18 protein-coding genes are annotated in these 16,966 nt (G+C 59.2%); 14 read left to right on the top strand and 4 right to left on the bottom strand.

The window, feature by feature from the left end; all coding sequences use genetic code 11:
• Positions 1-41 precede the first annotated feature (41 nt).
• Positions 42-1,280 carry a putative porin gene (locus tag AAIE04_RS14650; protein ID WP_498577218.1) on the bottom strand — a complete coding sequence of 413 codons (1,239 nt, stop codon included), beginning with the start codon at positions 1,278-1,280 and terminating at the stop codon, positions 42-44.
• A 337-nt stretch (positions 1,281-1,617) separates the two neighbouring features.
• Here AAIE04_RS14650 and AAIE04_RS14645 point away from each other — a divergent pair, with 337 nt between their 5' ends.
• Positions 1,618-3,240 (top strand): methyl-accepting chemotaxis protein, encoded by a 1,623-nt coding sequence (locus tag AAIE04_RS14645; protein ID WP_498577217.1) that lies wholly within the window; start codon positions 1,618-1,620, stop codon positions 3,238-3,240.
• A 152-nt stretch (positions 3,241-3,392) separates the two neighbouring features.
• Here the strand turns inward: AAIE04_RS14645 and osmB are convergent, their stop codons facing one another.
• Entirely contained in the window at positions 3,393-3,605 is a 213-nt protein-coding gene (osmB, locus tag AAIE04_RS14640) for an osmotically-inducible lipoprotein OsmB (RefSeq protein ID WP_004940700.1), read from the bottom strand.
• Positions 3,606-3,836: 231 nt separating this feature from the next.
• On the opposite strand from osmB, the gene AAIE04_RS14635 reads away from it, so the two are divergent.
• From AAIE04_RS14635 to AAIE04_RS14625, 3 genes are all read left to right on the top strand, one after another.
• Complete coding sequence (locus AAIE04_RS14635; protein ID WP_498577216.1) at positions 3,837-4,232, top strand: DUF427 domain-containing protein; 396 nt, start codon at positions 3,837-3,839, stop codon at positions 4,230-4,232.
• A gap of 131 nt (positions 4,233-4,363) precedes the next feature.
• On the top strand, positions 4,364-4,834 hold the full coding sequence (locus AAIE04_RS14630; protein ID WP_019456309.1) for an Rrf2 family transcriptional regulator: 471 nt from the start codon (positions 4,364-4,366) through the stop codon (positions 4,832-4,834).
• A gap of 194 nt (positions 4,835-5,028) precedes the next feature.
• Positions 5,029-5,163 carry an AcrZ family multidrug efflux pump-associated protein gene (locus tag AAIE04_RS14625; RefSeq protein WP_019456308.1) on the top strand — a complete coding sequence of 45 codons (135 nt, stop codon included), beginning with the start codon at positions 5,029-5,031 and terminating at the stop codon, positions 5,161-5,163.
• A gap of 132 nt (positions 5,164-5,295) precedes the next feature.
• On the opposite strand, the gene AAIE04_RS14620 is transcribed toward AAIE04_RS14625, so the two are convergent.
• Entirely contained in the window at positions 5,296-6,330 is a 1,035-nt protein-coding gene (locus tag AAIE04_RS14620) for a LysR family transcriptional regulator (RefSeq protein WP_498577215.1), read from the bottom strand.
• Between the two features lie 19 nt (positions 6,331-6,349).
• On the opposite strand from AAIE04_RS14620, the gene AAIE04_RS14615 reads away from it, so the two are divergent.
• From AAIE04_RS14615 to AAIE04_RS14580, 8 genes are all read left to right on the top strand, one after another.
• Positions 6,350-7,294, top strand: coding sequence for an NADP-dependent oxidoreductase (locus tag AAIE04_RS14615; RefSeq protein WP_498577214.1), 945 nt, complete (start codon positions 6,350-6,352; stop codon positions 7,292-7,294).
• A gap of 71 nt (positions 7,295-7,365) precedes the next feature.
• Positions 7,366-8,472 carry an NAD(P)-dependent alcohol dehydrogenase gene (locus AAIE04_RS14610; RefSeq protein WP_498577213.1) on the top strand — a complete coding sequence of 369 codons (1,107 nt, stop codon included), beginning with the start codon at positions 7,366-7,368 and terminating at the stop codon, positions 8,470-8,472.
• A gap of 32 nt (positions 8,473-8,504) precedes the next feature.
• A complete protein-coding gene (locus AAIE04_RS14605; RefSeq protein ID WP_498056056.1) occupies positions 8,505-10,025 on the top strand; it encodes a GMC family oxidoreductase in 1,521 nt (506 codons plus the stop codon).
• The gene (locus AAIE04_RS14600; RefSeq protein WP_498577212.1) at positions 10,025-10,804 is read left to right on the top strand and encodes an alpha/beta fold hydrolase; all 780 of its coding nucleotides are present in this window, start codon (positions 10,025-10,027) and stop codon (positions 10,802-10,804) included. The genes AAIE04_RS14605 and AAIE04_RS14600 overlap by 1 nt, the downstream gene beginning before the upstream one ends.
• Positions 10,805-10,855: 51 nt before the next feature.
• Positions 10,856-11,416 carry a VOC family protein gene (locus AAIE04_RS14595; RefSeq protein WP_498577211.1) on the top strand — a complete coding sequence of 187 codons (561 nt, stop codon included), beginning with the start codon at positions 10,856-10,858 and terminating at the stop codon, positions 11,414-11,416.
• A gap of 4 nt (positions 11,417-11,420) precedes the next feature.
• Complete coding sequence (locus AAIE04_RS14590) at positions 11,421-12,464, top strand: fumarylacetoacetate hydrolase family protein (RefSeq protein ID WP_498577210.1); 1,044 nt, start codon at positions 11,421-11,423, stop codon at positions 12,462-12,464.
• Between the two features lie 121 nt (positions 12,465-12,585).
• Complete coding sequence (locus AAIE04_RS14585) at positions 12,586-13,062, top strand: nuclear transport factor 2 family protein (protein ID WP_498577209.1); 477 nt, start codon at positions 12,586-12,588, stop codon at positions 13,060-13,062.
• A gap of 62 nt (positions 13,063-13,124) precedes the next feature.
• The gene (locus AAIE04_RS14580) at positions 13,125-13,889 is read left to right on the top strand and encodes a nuclear transport factor 2 family protein (RefSeq protein ID WP_498577208.1); all 765 of its coding nucleotides are present in this window, start codon (positions 13,125-13,127) and stop codon (positions 13,887-13,889) included.
• A gap of 136 nt (positions 13,890-14,025) precedes the next feature.
• Here the strand turns inward: AAIE04_RS14580 and AAIE04_RS14575 are convergent, their stop codons facing one another.
• The gene (locus AAIE04_RS14575) at positions 14,026-14,901 is read right to left on the bottom strand and encodes an alpha/beta hydrolase (protein ID WP_019456304.1); all 876 of its coding nucleotides are present in this window, start codon (positions 14,899-14,901) and stop codon (positions 14,026-14,028) included.
• A 147-nt stretch (positions 14,902-15,048) separates the two neighbouring features.
• On the opposite strand from AAIE04_RS14575, the gene AAIE04_RS14570 reads away from it, so the two are divergent.
• Positions 15,049-15,798, top strand: coding sequence for a DeoR/GlpR family DNA-binding transcription regulator (locus AAIE04_RS14570; RefSeq protein WP_019456303.1), 750 nt, complete (start codon positions 15,049-15,051; stop codon positions 15,796-15,798).
• A 12-nt stretch (positions 15,799-15,810) separates the two neighbouring features.
• The gene (locus AAIE04_RS14565; RefSeq protein WP_019456302.1) at positions 15,811-16,878 is read left to right on the top strand and encodes an oxidoreductase; all 1,068 of its coding nucleotides are present in this window, start codon (positions 15,811-15,813) and stop codon (positions 16,876-16,878) included.
• Positions 16,879-16,966 lie beyond the last annotated feature (88 nt).

Below are 16,966 nucleotides of genomic sequence, written 5' to 3'. Positions count from 1 at the left end.
CTCCGGTTGACGGCGATACTTCAGTGTAGATCCCGCCGCGCTCAGAAGTAGTAACCGATGTTTACGTTGGTGCGAAAATACCATTTATTGCTGCCGGAGGACTGGGTACCGGTCCAGCCGGTGGCGTTTTCCACGCCGCCCCACGGGTTGGCGTTCTGCGCCCAGGTCAGATCCACCCACAGCATCACCGGCATGGCGAACACCTGCACCCCGAGCGTATTCATTTTGGAGTCGGAGCCGCCGCGCTTATCTTTCCAGAGCACGCTGTAGTCGTTGTAGAACCGCAGTTTTTTCACCGGACCCCAGGGCACCTCGACGTCGCGCGCCAGGTTAATGGCGGCGGTGGTGGCCTGCGAGGGGATCAGATAGGCCGGCGTCAGGCCGTTGCCGCCCATCAGGATCACCGAATTGTTGGCTCCGGCCGGGCCTTTGGCGTCGTAACCGTAGCGGATCACCTGGCCGGACAGATGCCAGGCATCTCGATTCACCAGCGTGTGCAGGCCGGCCGCCCAGAAGCTGCCGTCATCGCCGGTCGCCTGGTTGTAAAGCCGCGAGGCCGCCAGCGAACCGCCGAGCTCGTTATCCCAGCCGCCCGGGTGGAAAGCGTGCGTCAGCCGCAGGTTCAGCTGATCGCGTTTTTCGTTGCGCTGCAGGTGCTGCGAGGCAAAGTTGGTGTTCTTCAGATCGTCGTAGCTGGCGACGTCGGGGGCGTAACGCACGCCGGCCGGCATCATGCGTGGGTAGTAGGCGGCGTCGAAGGCCCAATCGCCCTGTTGATATTGGTATTTGGCGCCCAGCCCGGTGTTGACGCCGAAGCCGAGGTAAAACGGAATGCCGTACGACCAACCGAACTGCGGGTAGGGCATCAGGCCGAAGGGTTTGAACGGCGCGCCAAGCTGCACGGCGGAACGCTCAGACAGGTGATAGCCGACATAGGCGCGGTCGATGGCGTATTTGCGCCGATCCTGAAACCAGAATCCGCTATCGAAAAATGCGTCGTTTACCTGACCGGCGGCGTCGATGCGAAAGGCGTCAAAGCGTAAATGCGGCGGATGCCGATAATTGCTGCTGTGCCAGTCTTCATAACGATAATTGGCGCGCAGTGCGCCGCCGATATCGATACTCTTTTTATTGTCATCGCTTTGCCAATGAATATGGGGAAATGCCGGACGACTTTTTTTGACCGGCACCGCGGTGGCGGCCGTGTCGTTGGCTAATACGGAGGTTGCCGCATAACTCACTGGTGAAACAAGAAAAAAACAAAGGGTGATCTTGCGCATGTCCGGCCCCTGATGAATATTTGGTCTCTATTAAGACGAGCGGGTTTTACCTGAAAATAAGGCGTTGGTGCTCGTTTGTTTTATATTTGAGACGATTTAATTGCGCGTTTCATATATTAAATTCACTTCCGGTTAATATATGAAACTTTGTTTCTTGTTTAATGGGGGAACTATAAATCTGCGATTAAACAAGTCAAGCAATAAAAATAAACGTTGGTGTGCCATACCGCCGATTTTGCCATTTTTCTTGGTGAGGGGCGGCGCAGAGCAGACTGAAATATTAGTGTCATCAATGCCCGTTAGACTCGCGGCATCCTGGTATTACTGACTAAAAATCATGAACATAAAACTGACACTTGGCCGCAGGGTAAAACCTGCGACGGCGCTGCCGCGCGCGTTTGGCTTCGGCAAGAGCATGGGATTATTAAGCGGCGTAATTTGCGTTATTGCGCTATTTTCTCTGCTGCAATTGTTTTCCACCGTATTTATTTCCAATATTCTGCGTGACGCCAAGGTTAACCTGGTGACGGGCGACGCGTTGCATCGCCAACAGGCGGCGATGGATCGCGCCAGGCTGTCGCTGTTGACGGCCAGCGACAGCCTGAACCGCGCGGGCATCTATTATCTGCAGGACCAAGCCACCGGCTCCGACGGCAGTTGGCACAGCCTGCTGGATGAGTCGTTGGCGGCGCTGCAGGCTTCCGAGCAGGCCTTCGCCCAGTTCGAACGTTTGAGCGCGGATGCGCCGGCGGCGGCGGCCCTGAAAGACGGCTATCGTCTGTTTTATGACGGCCTGAAAGAGCAGGCGCAAGGGCTGCAAGGCAGCAGCGGCATCGAGGCGTTTTTCGCCGTGCCGATCCAGGCGTTTCAGGCGGATTTCAACGAGAAGTATCTCGCTTATCAGGCGCTGAACGAACGGCGCGGCGATGACGTCAACGTGCAGCAATTGGCGGCGCTGGAGCAGGCCAAGACCTTTGCGCTCGGCGCGCTGGCCGCGTTGGTGCTGATCGCCGTCGGGGTATGGTTCGCCGTCTCCCGCTGGGTGATCGCGCCGCTGCAGCGGGCGATCGCGCACCTCAACGTGCTGGCCGCCGGCGATCTTTCGCGGCCGCTGCCGCCTGAAAGGGCGGTTAACCGCGAGATGCGCCAACTGCAAACCAGCATTGGCCACATGCAAGGCGGCCTGCAGCGCTTGGTGAGCGAAGTGCGCGACGCGGCGAGCGGGATCCTGAACGGCGTCGGGCGGCTGGCGGACGGCAATCGACAGCTGACGGCACAGTCGGCGAAGCAGGACGGCGAATTGCACTTGGCGACCGAGCACGTGCAGCAGCTGGCGGCGCGGGTGGAAGAAAACGGTCAATACGCGCAGCAGGCCAGTGAACGCACTGAACAGGCCCGCCAGTGCGCCGACGCCGGTGAGCAGATGATGCAAACCGTCAATGTCTCGATGCAAGGGATCGTCAACCAATCGGCGGAGATGCGCGGCATTGTGGCATTGATCGACAGCGTGGCGTTTCAGACCAATATTCTGGCGCTGAATGCGGCGATCGAGGCCGCGCACGCCGGCGTTCACGGCCGCGGTTTCGCCATCGTGGCTAAGGAAGTGGGTCTGCTGGCGCAGAAAAGCAGCCATTCGACGCGCGATATTCAGCAGTTGATCGGCCGCTCATTGCAGCAAATCGATCGGGGATCGCAGGCGGTGGATCTGTTGACGGGCAACCTGCGGCAGATTATCAGTCTGGTGAACAAGTGCAGTGCGCTGATGGGGGAAATTTCGCTGGCGTCACTCAATCAGGGGGAGAGCATTCAGGACGTGACGGCGCGCATCACCGCGCTGAATCAGGTGGCGCGGCAAACCGGCAGCGTGGTGAACGCGGTGACCGAGGCTTCGCAGTTGCTGCAGGGGGAGTCGGAACGATTGGAAAAAGCGATGGCGCGCTTCAGGCTGCCTGCGCAATAAATACTTCTGGTGCAGGTTAATTAATAATAAAGCTGCGCTTAACGTTATTTATTATTGTTCCTTCCGAAGGACGTTCATCGGGATAAATAAAGCAGGCCGGCGCACGTGAATTAACAAAGCGCCGGCCTGCTGAGATATTTTTAACGGAATGATTAACGGCTGGTTTGGTGGCCGATAATGCCACCCAGCGCTGCGCCGCCGAGTGTGCCCAGCGTGCTGCCGTCGGTCAATACCGCGCCGCCGACGGCGCCGACACCCGCGCCGATCGCCGTGTTGCGATCGCGATTGGACATATGCCCACATGCGGTAACGGAAAGCGTTGCCATCACCACCACCAACACACCCGCGGCACGTTTAATATTCATAATGAGTTCCTGGTAAATTGGCGGATTAGTGGATTAAAAATAATCCGATTAAGCCGCCGGTAGAAGTTGGGATGAATGTATTCCTCCGTAAGAAAATCGAACAGGTAAAAATTCTTAATTTTGCGGCGGCGAAAAGCGTTTGCTCGCCGAATGTGCGGCCGCCGGCGAAACCGCGGGTCTATACTGAGAAGACGCCTCGTGGGGGACGGGGCGCACGTTGTGGAGGCCGCCATGTCCGATCTCGTTTCCGCATCCGGCAAGCCGGTGAAAATTCCCGGGCCGGATCATCCGATTACGTTAACTCGCCATCCCATGCGGGTCGTGGTGCACGCCGCCGGCCAAATCCTGGCCGACAGCCGCAACGCGCTCCTTTTGCGGGAAGCCAACTATCCGCCGGTGTTTTACTTTCCGTGTGAGGATGTGCAGATGGCGTTGCTGCAGAAAAACCATCGCGTTAGCTACTGCCCTTATAAGGGCGACTGCAGTTATTTCGACCTCACGCTGAACGGCCCGCAGGGGAACAATACGGCCTGGAGTTATGAAATGCCTTACAACGCCGTGGTGGCGATCAAGGATCATCTGGCATTTTATGCCGATAAAGTGGCGGAGATCCGTACCGAAGCCTGAACTGCCGTCGCCGCCGGGCGGGGGCTGGTTGACATTCCGCTAATCCCTACTCATTATGTGTATTACCGGAAATTGATACACTTTCCTTATGTTTTAATCCGACATAAACGAAACTCTGAGCAGGTGCCAAGGTGTCTACCTCTACGCGATTTGCCGTTGCCATCCATATCCTGACCAACATCACGCTGTGTCGCGGCCAGACGGTGCGTTCCGAAGACATCGCCCGCAGCGTCAACACCAATCCGACGGTGGTGCGGCGCATCCTCGGCGCTCTGGCGGAAGCGGGGCTGACCTATTCACAAATGGGGCAAGGCGGCGGGGCGCTGCTGGCGCGGCCGGCGGAAGCGATCTCGCTGCTGGACGTGTATCGCGCGGTGGAGGATCAACCCTATTTCATGCTGCACCGCGCCCGACCTAACGATGCGTGCTATATCGGCCACGCCATTACCCCGGTGCTGGAGCAAGAGTTCGCGCGCGTGGGGCATGCGCTGGAAGCCAGCCTGGCGCAGACCAGCATCGCCGAAATGGCCGGGCAGGTCGAGCGGCGCGCCGGCTATCCTTTCGCCCCCTGTTCGCCGCAATATCAAGCAGATACGCAATAAAAAATCCACGCCAATCCCTTTGCCGCACAGAGCATTTTTTGCATTGCGTTAATGTAATTGTGTAAGTTACATTAGCTCGCATCAAGTGTGATGTAGCTCACGTTTTAGACTGCCTCCCCACGATAATCAACCGATTAGCCGGAAACCTTTTCTTCCGGCGCAGATTCGCTGTGCTTAAAAACCAGGAGAGAACGATGTTAGAAATGCTTGAAAGCTTGGCCACCGTGGTGGTCCTGGTGCCGGTAATGGTGGCCGTACTGCTCGGCGCGATTTACGGCTTGGGTGAAGTGTTTAACGTCTTTTCCGCTATCGGCCGCAAAAACGGCTAAATCTGTACGCCAGGGGCTATCGGCCCCGGCTATTCGTAGTTTCCTTCTTCTCTCATGCTCATGATGATGGATGCGCCACGGCGCCGATCATGGTCATCAGCCCGTTGTAATCCATGTCGATACGGCGCATCCCTACGCTATGGTTTTGCGTACGGCGACCAGCGGTAAACTTTCCGACAGAAAATCGATCAGCGCTCGCACGGAAGGCAACATGCCCCGACGCGTCAGAAAAGCCAGATGAAATAGCAGCTCCACAGCTCCCCACTCCGGCAATACCACGCAAAGCTCATGCTTGGCCAAGGCTTTCAGGCAGGCGACGTCCGGCAGCATCGCCACACCGAGATTCTGAATTGCCGCCTGCAGCAGGGTTTCATAATCGCTGCTTATCAGGATTGGCTCATGCACGATGGTCTTCTCTTCGCCGCTAACCCTGTGTTTCATCAACCAATTTGGCGAAGCGGCATTGGCGTCATAATGCAAGGTCGCATGCTGCAGCAGATCCTCCGGCGTGGCGATCGGCGCACGACGAGCGAGATACTCTGGGCTGGCGACCAAAATGCGGCGGCTGATACCGAGCGGTTTGGAAATCAAATCGGGGTCCTGCAGGATCGGTTCCCTGAGCCGCAGCGCAATATCGATATTCTCGATGCGCAAATCGACAGGGCGGTCCTGTGCGAGAACCTGTACGGATACGTGTGGATAGCGCGCCATAAACTGCGGCAGATAGGGCGCGATATAAACCTGAGTAGCCAGAACGGGGCAACTGATGCGAACCCGTCCGCGCGGCGTTCCGCTGGCCATATCTATCGTTTCTTGCGCCGCCAGAGCCTCGGCCAGCAGCCCGCGGCAGTGCGCGTAAAACTGCGTCCCCACATCCGTCAGCGAAACATGACGAGTAGTCCTTTGCAACAAGCGCACGCCCAGGCGCTGTTCCAACACTTTTATTCTGGCGCTTAAACGCGATTTAGGGATCGCGGCCACGCGTTCAGCGGCGGAAAAACCGCCATTCTCCACCACCAGGGCGAAATAGCGCAGATCGTTCAAGTCATCAAAAACCGCCGCCTGTCCATGCATACCTATTGTCCGAATTTGAGTAACAGTGATTTCAAAATTAGCACATAGACGCTTTATTGTCCGATATGTAGCCTTAATTCGGACAGCAATCATTCGTTATGAGGTGAAAAAAATGCAAGCAATCGCGGTGGAATCGTTCGGAGCAACACCGACGCTAATGACGCTGCCTACGCCCCAGCCGGCGCGTGGCCAACTGCTGGTCAAACTGGAGGCCAGCGGCATCAACCCCATCGATTGGCGGATCGCGCAGGGGATGTTGAAAGATCGCGTGCCTCACGTCTTTCCCTTGATTATGGGCGTGGACGGCGTTGGCACCGTGGCGTCAGTCGGCGCCGACGTTCAGCGTTTTCAGGTTGGGGACCGGGTGGTGGGGCAATTCTTGTTTGGCCAGGCTGGCAACGGCAGCCATGCCGACTATGCCGTGCTGAATGAAGAAGCCACGCTGGTGTTGTGCCCTGAAACGGTAGAGGCCGTTCAGGCCGCCGCGCTGCCTACGGCGGGCATTACGGCATTGCAGCTCAGCCAGCGGCTCGATATCGCGCCGGGCGGAACCGTGTTGATTATCGGGGCGACCGGCGGTGTCGGCACATTTCTGACCCAGTGGGCGGTGATGAAGGGCTTGCGAGTCATCGCCACCGCCAATCAGGATGCGCAGGCACATATGCGGGCGCTGGGGGCGGTGGAGACGCTTGACTATCATCAGACGCCGATCGACGCGTGGCTGGCGGCCCACTCACCACATGGCGTCGACGCATTAGTCGATTTGGTCAGCGACAGCACCGATTTTGCGCGCTACGTCACCCATGTTCGCCGCGGGGGCGTTGCCTTGAGCAGCGTGTGGGCGGCGCAGGAGCAAAGCCTGGCCGCGCGTGACATTCGCGGCGGCAACTTTGAAGTGCGGGCTACTGCCAACGATCTCGGCATCGTCTTGACGGCAGTCGCTTCAGGCAAGCTCAAGGTCACCATCGACCAGACGATGCCTTTGGCGCAAGGGGCCGAGGCACTCCTGGCCAACCGCGCCGGTGGCGCCCGTGGAAAAACGATTCTAGTGCGCTAGCGCGCCATCTTCTTGCCTGGCTGGCAACGCCTTTTCGCCAGCACACCATGACAGACATAAAGGGGAACACGATGAAAATTATCGCCGCCGTGGCTGAACGACCAAAAGAAGCGTTTATCGTCCGACCGTTGGAACTGGATACGCCGCGTGATGACGAGTTGTTGGTGAAAATTGTCGCTACGGGCATTTGTCATACCGATCTGGTGGTGCGCGATCAGATTTTGCCGGTACCGATGCCGGTGGTGCTCGGGCATGAGGGCGCCGGTATCGTCGAACGGGTGGGGAAAAACGTCAGTCACCTGAAGCCCGGCGACAAGGTGATTCTTTCTGTGGGGTACTGCGGCCATTGCGCGCCGTGCGCTATCGGTATGCCGGTTTATTGTCACGATCATCAGGCCATCAACTGGGCGGGCAGCCGCCCGGATGGTTCGGTGAGCCTGCATGACGGCGCACGCGCGGTGCATAGCCATTTCTTCGGGCAGTCATCGTTCGCCAACTATGCGGTCGTCAATCAAAGCAGCGCTGTTAAGGTTGCCGACGATGCGCCGCTGGCCGCGCTGGGGCCGTTTGCCTGCGGCATCATGACCGGCGCCGGCGCGGTGATGAACAGCCTGAAACCGGAGCCCGGTTCATCGATCGCTATCTTCGGCATCGGCGCGGTGGGGATTGCCGCCGTCGCCGCTGCGCGCGTCATGGGCTGCACCACCATCATCGCAGTGGATGTGCAGGTGGGGCGTCTGGCGCTCGCCGAACGCGTGGGCGCAACGCATATCATCAACAGCCGGGAGCAAGATCCTATCGAGGCCATTCGGCAAATCACGCAGGGAGAAGGGGTGCGCCATGCGGTCGAATGCTCGGGGGTCACCAGCGTCATGAAAGACGCCGTAAATGCGCTGCAGGAAATGGGATCGTGCGTGTTGACGGGCGTGCCTGCTCTCGGAGCGGCGTTGCCGCTGGATATCTTGCATTTGCTGCGGGGGCGCCTGGTGCGGGGCAGCATCATGGGGGATGCCGCCCCGAGCGTCTTCTTGCCGAAGCTGGTCGCGCTGTTCCTGGCGGGGCGCTTTCCGGTTGACGAAATGTATCGCTTCTATCCGCTGGAAGAGATCAATCAGGCGATTGCCGATACCCATGCCGGCACCACCATCAAAGCGATTCTGAAAATGCCGCACGTTTAATGCGCTGCGCAACCCACCTAAGGAGAATACTCATGACAAAAGCATCGCAACGTTACGATCATATTGTTATCGGCGCCGGATCTTCCGGTTGTGTATTAACCCGACGCCTGTTGGATGCCGGGCGCCGCGTCTTGTTGCTGGAGGCGGGGCCGAGCGATGACAAACCGGAAATTCATGACCCGATGGGTTCCATCGCACTGTGGAATTCGGACGTCGACTGGGCGTTTACCACCGAACCGCAAATTTACGCCAATGGTCAGCGTTTGCCGTTTCCACGCGGCAAAACGCTGGGTGGCAGCAGCGCCTTCAATGGCATGATTTATGTGCGCGGCGCCCAGCAAGATTTCGACACCTGGGCTTACCTCGGCAATGCCGGTTGGGACTATCAAAGCGTATTGCCGCATTTCAAACGGTTTGAACAGTTTGCCGACGACAATGATGAGGTACACGGCGTCGCGGGCGAACTGCCCGTCACGCTGAATCCGCGTCCCACGCCGGTGACTCAGGCGCTGTTGGCGGCCGCGCAAGCGGCGGGCGTGCCGCTGAATCGCAATTACAATGACGGCCGTAACATGTGGGGGGCTTATCACACCTGGATCACCGTCAAAAACAACCGGAGAATGAGCGCCTGGGTCGCCTTCCTGGAGGAGTATCGTCATCATCCCGGCTTGACCGCCATAACCGGCGCGCATGTCACCGACATAGAGTTTGACGGCGAATGTGCAGTTGGGGTGCGCTATGTTCAGCAGGGCGAAGTTCACCTGGCTCATGCGGACCGTGACATCGTGCTGAGCGCCGGTTCGCTGTGCACCCCGCAGCTGTTGATGCTGTCGGGCATTGGGCCGGCGACGCACTTGCATGAGATGGGGATCCGCGTGCGTGTCGATCTGCCCGGTGTCGGACAAAATTTACAGGATCACGTGAATGTGCCGCTGGTTTGGCAATCGCCGCAGCCGGTTCCGCTTTCGGGCGCACAGGGGTTGGAGGCGACACTGTTCTGGAAAAGCCATCCGGAGATGATCGTCCCGGATATGCAGCCCATCTTAATCACGTTCCCGTATCCCGGCGCAAATGCGCCTGAACACGGTTTCACCATCGTGCCGACCTTGCTGCACCCTTATAGCCGCGGCGTAGTTAAATTGCGTTCCGCCGATCCTTTTGCGCCGCCGTCTATCGATCCCTGTTTTCTGAAGGATCCGCGCGATCTCGAGCTGTTGGTCAAGCAGATCGCCTTTATTCGCGACATTGTCGAACGCCCAGAAATGGATGATTGGCGCTTGCGGGAGACGGCGCCGGGCGCGGACTGTGTTTCAGACGAAGCGGTTGCGGAATTCGTTCGCCGCAATGCCGTCAGCGATCACCATCAGGTGGGCACCGCCAAGATGGGCGTCGATGCGATGGCGGTGGTCGATCCCGAACTGCGGGTCTATGGCGTGCGTAATCTGCGCGTGGCCGACGGCTCTATTATGCCGCTGATCGTCAGCGGCAATACCAATGCGGCTTGCATCATGATCGGCGAGAAAGCGGCCTCGCTGATTCTGGGCGGTGAGTGATGAACCGGTATGCGCCGGTCCTGGGGTATCGGCTCCATGGACGCGGCGATCGCGGCGTCATCGTGCTGCATGGGTGGTTCGGCGATCAGACCCTCTATGAACCGATGATGGCCTGCCTTGACGCCGCTTCTTTCACCTATGCCTTCCTTGATTTCCGCGGCTATGGGAGGTCACGAGCGCTGAACGGCGCCTACACCACGGACGAGATGGTGGATGATGTCGTGACGCTGGCCGATGCGCTGGAATGGCGACGTTTCGACATCGTTGGCCACTCGATGGGGGGAAAGATCGCGCAACTGGTTGCCGCGCGCCATCCCGAGCGCGTGCGCAGTGCCATCGGATTAACCCCGGTGCCGGCCAGCGGTTTGGAGGTTGACGCCGAGGCCTGGCACATCTTCGAACGGGCGACCACCGATGACGAGCATCGCAGAATGCTGGTTGATTTTTCAACCGGCGGTCGGCTGCCGCCGCGCTGGGTCGACATGATCGTGCAACGCTCGCGGGCGGCCTGCGATCAGGCGGTGTTTGCGCACTATCTCCAAAGTTGGGCGCAGGATGACCGCGCGGCAGAAACTCACGGTTGCCCGGTGCCGTTACTGCTGCTGATTGGGCAACACGATCCCGCACAGACGCTGCCCATCATGGAACGCACCTGTCTGACGTGGTTCGACAACGTGCAGTGCACGTTGCTGGAGGGCAGCGGGCACTATCCCATGCAGGAAACGCCAGTCTATCTGACCCAGGTGATCGAGAGCTATTTACGCCATCAGCTCGCCTGACCCAAATGGAGCCGTCGCCGTTGCGCGACGCTCCCTTACTGGAGGTTCATCATGCAAACTGACCATTCATTAGCGTCAGACGTTGACGACAGCGCTAAACCCATCCACGGACTGCATCATTTCGCCTGGCGCTGCCGGAACGCGGAGGAGACGCGCCATTTTTACGAAGATCTGCTCGGATTGCCGTTGGTACACGTCATCAGAAACGATCGCGTTCCCAGCACCGGCGAATATTGCCCCTATGTGCATATCTTTTTTCGCATGAACGACGGTTCACATATCGCTTTCTTTGATCTTGGCGACGACACCGCCGCGTTGCCGAGCGCCAATACGCCGGCATGGGTCAACCATATTGCGCTGCGCGTCGGCAGCCGGGCGGCGTTGGACGCCATGCACCGCCGCCTGGAAAAATCTGGCGTAGAGGTGTTGGGGGTGACCGATCACGATGGATATCTCGAGTCGATTTACTTTTTTGACCCGAACGGCTTTCGTCTGGAACTGACAACCGAAGTCGCGCCGGCGGCGGCGATCGAGGCGTTTGCACGAAAAGCCCACGATGAGCTGGCAAGATGGCATGCGGAGCGATCCGCACCAACAGCGAAGCGGGAGTAAGAACATGACAACCCATGTTAAGCCCTCTTTACGTTTGGCGACGCGTGACAACGGTCGTCGCGATGGTGAGTTGGTTCTGGTGTCGGCCGACCAACGGCGCTGTCGGGCAATACCTGACATTGCGGCCACGCTGCAGGATGCGCTGGATGATTGGCGGGCAGTGGCGCCACGCTTGGTGCAGATGACGCATGAGCTGGAAGCGACAGGGTGGGCGTCCGGAGACCGTTTAGACGCCGCTGCCTGCCTGGCGCCGCTGCCGCGCGCCTATCAATGGGTGGATGCTTCGGTCTACCGACACCATGCGCAGCTGATGTATCGCTGGCGTAATGAACCGATACCCGCGGGGTATGAAGACACTCCGCTGGTTTATCAGGGAGGCTCCGACGTTATGTTGGCGGGGACCGCGCCGATCGAAGCTACGGACACGGCGTTCGACGTCGATTTTGAAGCGGAGATCGCGGTGATCACGACGGATGTGCCGCTGGGGGCCACGCTGCAGCAGGCGATTGACAGCATCGCCCTGGTCGTCTTGTTGAACGACGTATCCTTACGCGGCTTGATCCCCAGTGAGCTGGCGCGTGGGTTTGGTTTCTACCAAAGCAAGCCGGCGACCAGCTTTGCGCCTATTGCGGTCACGCCGGCGGCGTTATGGGCAGCGTGGCGAGGCGAGATGTTGCACTTGCCGGTGCGTATCGAACTGAACGGTAAATGGTTCGGTGCGCCTGAAGCGGGTGAGGACACGGTGTTTAATTTTGGGCAAATCATCGTGCACCTCGCGCGGACTCGAGCGCTGTCCGCCGGCAGCATTATCGGCGCGGGAACCATCAGCAACGCCGATCCGGCCGCCGGCAGCGCCTGTGTAACGGAAGCGCGTATCCGTCAGTCGCTGGCCGGTATGAGCAAACTGCAACCGTATCTGTCGCACGGTGACCGGGTGCGCATCGAAGTGCTGGATCCACACGGGTATTCGCCCTTCGGCGCCATCCACCAGCGGGTGATAATTCGGGAGCGGGGAGCGGCAAATACGCCCGATATCGCCATTGTTTGATTAGTCCCAAGGCGGCATGGCTCACCGGCGCGATTATTGATGTCGGTGACGGTTTTCAATTAATGCCCTGAAAGTCGAATTTTTTCTTAATGACTATCTCTTATTAACACAATGAGGTGTGATGATGTCTCAAGACGATACGATTTATTCCGGCTCTGATAACCCACGTCAGGTCGCTGAGTTCGTTTGCCACGCGGTCAACGGCTGGACGGAAGACCCGACGCGCATGCTTCCTTATTTTACCGAGGAGGGTGGCTGGGACTTTCCCTTCGCCCCCGAAGAGTTTGGCTTGTTCTTTAAGCAGCTACGGGGGAAAGAGGCGATGAAAACCTATTTTTCATCACTGACGCCGTATATGGAAAAGCTGGATGTAGGTCCTGCGGAAAATTGGGGTGCTCATAAAGTCAATGCCCCCTGGACCTATCTCTTTACTTACTCTGGAACCGCAATCATCAAACCGAGCGGTAAGCTTTACAAACAAGATTATATTTCCGTGGTGACGCTGGAGCACGGGAAAATAAAGAATTACCGGGAATATTGGAATCCCTATACCGCCTTGGTCGATTTCGGTTTGGCGGCCCCGGTTGGTCACCCCTGAAATATCTGCTACTCACTGTCTGGTTATCGAGCTTTATGTGAATAAATTCAAATAAGGTGGTCATGATGAATGCAAAAGAAGTAGTTGCCGCAATGTGGGATGCGTTAATGACGGCGGGCGATCCCAATGCTATCGATACTTACGTGGATCCTCATTACCGGCAGCATAGCCCCTATGTAAAAGATGGCCCGGAAGGATTGCGCGATCTCCTCGCCACATTACGGCCGGATTATCGCTACGAGCTGGTGCGCATTATCGGCAACCAGGAGTTCGCGGTGATGCACGGCATACACCATAACTGGTTGAATGGCGTATTTACCGGCGGTGAGGCGGTCGTTGGTTTTGATATGTTCCGGGTTAAAGACGATAAAATTGCAGAACACTGGGATGCTTCCATCCCCAGATTGCATGTCAGCGCGTCCGGGCGCAGTCAACTGGACGGGCCGACGGCAGTGGGCCAGCCGCAACTGACCAACGCCAGTCAATCCGCCGGTGAGGCCTACGTGCAAACGGTGCTCATTGATGGCCACAGAGACAAGCTGTCCATTTTGGTGCGAAGCGACGTCAAACAACATCGCCCAGAGGTCGATGATGGCCTTGAGGCGTTGCAGAACGCGTTGGCGCAAAGCCATCAACATTACGACAAGATCCTGCATGTTATCGCTGAAGGTGAGTTTGTGGCCGTGCACTCCAGTGGTAACGTTCGGCAACAGCCGTACTCTTTCTGGGATCTGCTGCGTGTCGACGATCAGGGATTGATTGCCGAACAATGGCAGGTGGCGGCGGTCTACCCGGACATTGTCGCTCATGACAACGGCCCCTATTAATCACTGCAGCAGCGCAACGGTGAAGTGCCGGGGCTAAGGGAGCCCGATGAGGTTCATCGGGCGTTTCTATTCCAGGGCCAACTCGGCCGCGTTACGTCGACTCGCCTCGCTACCGACGCCGCCGTTCAACGCCAAACTACCCTCGCGCGCCGTCGATCATCGCCATCACTTGCCGGAACATCGCGCTTTCCGCATCGGCGAGCTCGTTGACCAACGTAAAGTGATTGCAGTGGCGGTCTGCCAGCAGCTGGACGTCGAGACCATGCGCCAGGCAAGCGTCATAATAGGCCTGCGTCTGGTTTTTAAACCCCTGTGTTTCCCGCTGGCCGACGTCGAGCAGGATCTGCGGCGCATGGCCTTTCGGCGGCAGCAGAAACAGCGGGCTGAGGGTGTGCGCCTGCTCGGGCGTCAGGTGCAGCCAGTCGTTGATATAGATATCGCACAGCGGGCGCAGATCGTATAAGCCGCTCAGCGCCAACGCGCCTTTGATCGCATCGGGCGGCAGACGATAGCGTTGCTGCCAGCCGTCGGCGATCAGCATGCCGCACAGATGCCCGCCGGCCGAACTGCCGCTGACGAAAATGCGCGCCGGATCGATGCCGAATGGTGCCCCGTGATGATAAAGCCAGGCGACGGCGCTGCGTACCTCATGCACGATCTCCGCCAGCGTCGCTTCCGGCGCCAGCGTGTATTCCAACGTAGCGACCGCCACGCCGCGGCGGGCAAACGCGGCGGCCATCGAACAGGCTTCCTCTTTGCGCTGCGAATGCCAGTAACCGCCATGAATAAAGATCAGCAGCGGGGCGGGCTGAATGCTGGCCGGGAACAGATCGAGGCGTTCGGCGGCGCCCATGCCGTAGCGCAGGTCATAAATGCCCGGCGTCTGCGCTTTGGCGCGCTGGGCCAGCGCGGCGTATTCCGCCATGCAGGCGTCAAAATCCTCGACCGAAGCGCGGGCGTTGTATTGCACGGCGCGCGCGTTCAGGTTTTCAAACGTCAGATCGATGCTCATCATTTCTCCTGGTTGTTATGCGTTCTGCCTCCATCATTGTCCAGGCGGCGAAAAGATGTTTGATCTCCTGTGCGCGCCAATGCGTCTTCTCTGATGCCGTTTTCTGCTGTATATTGCTGTTTAATGCTTTTTATTGCGGGATAAACCATGCACAAAGCGGCGCGACAACGACATTTACTGGATTTGCTCAGCGAACGCGGGCAGGCGGCGGTAGCGGAATTGGCCAACGCCATCGGCGTTTCCGTCGATACCGTGCGCCGCGATCTGGCCGATCTCGAGCGGCAGGGGCTGGCGCAAAAACATCACGGCGGGGCGATCGCGCTTGAACCGTCCGGCATGCCGCGCCAGGCGCGCGCGGCGCTGTTGCCGCAGATCAAACAGCGGCTCGGCCGCGCGGTGGCCGCACAGATCCCGCCCGGCAGCACTCTGATGCTGGATGCGGGCAGTACGCTGCTGGCGGTGGCGCAAGCGTTGCGCGGCCCGGCCACGGTGATCACCGCCTCGCTGGATATCGCGCAGTGCCTGAGCGACAGGCCGGAGATCCAACTGATCCTGCTGGGCGGTCAGTGGGATGCGCGTCAACGGCTGTTCGCCGGCAGCGCCACGTTGGCGTTGCTGGCACGCTATCGCGCGGACATCGCCTTGCTGGGCGCCTGCGCGGTGCATGCTCAGCTGGGGCTGAGCGCCGGAGAAGAGGCCGATGCCGAGGTCAAACGCGCCATGCTGGCCAACAGCGGTGAGCGCTGGCTGGTGGCCGACCATATGAAGCTGGATCGCTGCGAACCGCATCACGTTGCGGATCTGGCGCAGATCCAACGCCTGTTTACCGATCGCCCGTGGGACAACCTGGACGAGCAATCAATGATTGAACTTTGTGTCGTCGCCGACGACCGCTAGAGGAGAACACTGATGAACGATAACGCTCAACCGTTGCAGGTGGCGCTGATTGGCTACGGCTTTGTCGGCAAGGCGTTTCACGCGCCGCTGATCAACGCCGTGCCGGGGCTGGAACTCAGCGTGGTGGCTTCGCGCGACGCCGCCAAAGTTCACGCCGACCTGCCGCATGCGCGCGTGATCGCCGATCCGCTCGAGGCGATCCGCCTGCCGGAGGTCGATCTGGTGGTGATTGCTTCGCCGAACGCCACCCATGCGCCGCTGGCGCTGGCCGCGCTGGAAGCGGGAAAGCATGTGGTGGTGGATAAGCCGTTTACGCTGGACCTGGCGGAGGCGCGCACGCTGATTGCGGCGGCGGAGAAGCACGGCCGCCTGCTGTCGGTATTCCAGAACCGCCGCTGGGACAGCGATTTCCTCGGGGTGAAACAGGTGATCGAGCAGGGGCTGATCGGCAAGGTAACGCATTTTGAGTCGCACATCGATCGCTACCGCCCAGAAGTGCGGGTGCGCTGGCGCGAACAGAACCTGCCCGGCAGCGGGCTGTGGTTCGATTTGGGGCCGCACATGGTCGATCAGGCGCTGCAGCTGTTCGGGTTGCCGCACAGCGTGCAGGCCAACATCGCCACGCTGCGCGCCAACGCGCAGGTCAATGACTGGGCCCATGTGGTGTTGAACTACCCGACGCACCGCGTGATCCTGCACGGCAGCATGCTGGTGGCGGGCGGCGTTTCACGCTTTACCGTGCACGGCGATAAGGGCAGCGTGGTCAAGGCGCGCGCCGACGGGCAGGAGAGCCAGCTGCTGGCCGGTGTGACGCCGGGCTCGGCGGACTGGGGCAAAGACGACGACGCGATGAGCCTGTTTATCGGCACGGAGCCGGCGCGCACGCTGCCGACGCCGGATGGCGATCAGCGCCAATACTACTTCCAGGTGCGCGATGCGCTGCGTGGCACCGGTACCAACCCGGTTACCGCGTCGCAGGCGCTGGCGGTGATGGCGGTGCTCGAGGCGGCCACCCTGGCGGCGGAAACCGGCGTCACTCAAACGCTGCCGCTCACTGCGGCGGAGATCGCCGCCTGGTAAAGGCGTTGCGCCAGATAAGGCGTCAGATGCATTGATACAGTGCATATCGTGCGTCTTCCGCCATTCCAGACCCTGACATAGGCTAACC

The organism is Serratia sp. Ae19-1 (assembly GCF_059801225.1).
The sequence above is the reverse complement of the archived record's forward strand: the minus strand, read 5'-3'. Positions and strand labels throughout refer to the sequence as shown.